2 protein-coding genes are annotated in these 2,496 nt (G+C 58.6%); both read left to right on the plus strand.

Features of this window, described 5'->3' with window-relative positions:
* The first annotated feature begins 113 nt into the window (after positions 1–113).
* On the plus strand, positions 114–1,640 hold the full coding sequence (gene istA, locus FHX14_RS32700; protein ID WP_184381262.1) for an IS21 family transposase: 1,527 nt from the start codon (positions 114–116) through the stop codon (positions 1,638–1,640).
* The gene (gene istB, locus FHX14_RS32705; protein ID WP_184381264.1) at positions 1,630–2,442 is read left to right on the plus strand and encodes an IS21-like element helper ATPase IstB; all 813 of its coding nucleotides are present in this window, start codon (positions 1,630–1,632) and stop codon (positions 2,440–2,442) included. The genes istA and istB overlap by 11 nt, the downstream gene beginning before the upstream one ends.
* Positions 2,443–2,496: the final 54 nt, after the last annotated feature.

A 2,496-nucleotide genomic window follows, 5' to 3' on the forward strand; every position in this document is an offset into this window, starting at 1 on the left:
GTGTTGATTTCCACTGAGAGCTGACCCGGCGCAGCTAGATATTTCCATTGAGAATTGACCCATGTTTCAACCGTCCCTCGCATGTTTTCAGCGGGGGCTCTGGAGTGATCGACATGGCGTTACTAAGCGTAATCCGACGCTGGCATTTTCGAGAGCATCTATCGATCCGGGAGATTTGCCGCAGGACCGGCTTATCCCGGAATACCATCCGCAAATATCTGCGAGCCGGCGGCGTGGAGCCGAAGTTCAACGTCCCGGAGAGGCCGAGCAAGCTTGATCCGTTTGCAGATCGGTTATCGGCCTGGCTGAAGACGGAGTCGAAGAAAGGCCGCAAGCAGAAGCGGACGATGAAGCAGCTACACGCTGATCTTGTCAGCCTTGGTTATGACGGGTCCTACAATCGTGTGGCGGCATTTGCGCGGGAATGGCGCGATGATCGTCAGAGGGAATTGCAGACGACGGGCCGCGGGACATTTGTGCCCTTGGCGTTCGAACCAGGCGAGGCCTTCCAGTTCGACTGGTCGGAGGACTGGGCGATCATTGGCAATGAGCGCACCAAGCTGCAGATCGCCCACACGAAGCTGAGCTACTCCAGGGCCTTTATCGTCCGGGCATACCTCCTGCAGACGCACGAGATGCTGTTCGATGCCCATAACCATGCCTTCCGTGTCTTCTGTGGCATTCCTGGTCGCGGCATCTACGACAACATGCGCACGGCGATCGACAAGGTCGGTCGTGGCAAGGAGCGCGACGTCAACGTCCGCTTCATGGCGATGGCCAGCCATTATGTGTTCGAGCCCGAGTTCTGCAATCCGGCTTCCGGCTGGGAGAAGGGACAGGTCGAGAAGAACGTGCAGGATGCACGTCATCGCTTCTTTCAGCCGATCCCGCGCTTTCCATCACTCGAGGCCCTGAACGATTGGCTCGAGGAGCGTTGCAAGGAGTTCTGGGCCAAGACACCCCACGGTCAGTTGCGTGGCACTATTGCCGACATCTGGGCAGAGGAAGTTCCGGCTCTCATGCCGCTCTCCAGGCCGTTCGACGGGTTCGTCGAATATACGAAGCGGGTCACGCCTACCTGCCTCGTGCATCTGGAGCGTAATCGCTACAGCGTTCCGGCATCCTTCGCCAATCGACCGGTGAGCCTCCGGGTCTATCCGGATCGGATCGTGGTTGCCGCAGAAGGCCAGATCGTCTGCGAGCACCGTCGCGTCATCGATCGTTCCCATGATCGTCCAGGACAGACCATCTATGACTGGCGTCACTATCTAGCGGTGGTGCAGCGTAAGCCCGGTGCTCTTCGCAACGGCGCACCGTTCATTGAGCTCCCCGATGCATTCCGGACCTTGCAGCAATACCTGCTCAAGAAGCCGGGTGGCGATCGAGAGATGGTCGATATCCTGGCCCTCGTCCTTCAGCACGACGAACAAGCCGTGCTGTCGGCCGTCGACATGGCGCTGAAGTCTGGCGTTCCGACCAAGACGCATGTGCTGAACCTGCTGCATCGGCTCGTTGACGGTAAATCCTTCACGCCGCCGACCCTCGATGCCCCTCAGGCACTGACGCTCACCAATGAACCCAAGGCCAATGTTGAACGATACGATACCTTGAGAAAGACGGAGGCTCGCCATGCGTCATAATCCAGCAAGCGGCGCGATCGTCATCATGCTGCGGCAGTTGAAGATGCATGGCATGGCCCAGGCAGTCGGAGAGCTTACCGAGCAGGGGTCACCCGCGTTCGAGGCTGCCCTTCCGATCCTGTCGCAGCTTCTCAAGGCAGAGACAGCCGAACGAGAGGTCCGATCGACCGCGTATCAACTCAAGACGGCACGCTTCCCGGCCTACCGTGATCTGAACGGCTTCGACTTTACCAGCAGCGAGATCAACGAGGCGCTCGTGCAACAGCTTCATCGCTGCGACTTCCTCGATGAGGCCAACAACATTGTCCTGGTCGGCGGACCTGGCACGGGCAAGACGCACATTGCCACCGCGCTCGGCGTTCAGGCCATTGAACATCACCACAAGCGAGTGAGGTTCTTCTCGACGGTCGAACTGGTCAACGCGCTTGAGCAAGAGAAGTCGCAAGGCAAGTCGGGACAGATCGCCAATCGGCTCGTTCACTCCGATCTCGTCATTCTCGACGAGCTGGGATACCTGCCATTCAGCGCTTCAGGCGGGGCGCTGCTCTTCCATCTGCTGAGCAGGCTGTACGAGCGCACCAGCGTCATCATCACCACCAACCTCAGCTTCAGTGAATGGGCAAGCGTCTTCGGCGACGCAAAGATGACCACCGCGCTGCTCGACAGGCTCACCCACCACTGCCACATCCTCGAAACCGGAAACGACAGCTTCCGCTTCAAGAACAGCTCGGCCCATCAGCCCAAAACATCAAAGGAGAAACGCAGGAACTTGACCCCGACCAACAACACGAACAATACCTAAAGGCGGGTCAATTCTCGGTGGAAACGCCGGGTCAGCTCTCAGTGGAAATCAACA

The organism is Rhizobium sp. BK619 (assembly GCF_014195245.1).
Classification (GTDB): Bacteria; Pseudomonadota; Alphaproteobacteria; order Rhizobiales; family Rhizobiaceae; genus Rhizobium; species Rhizobium acidisoli.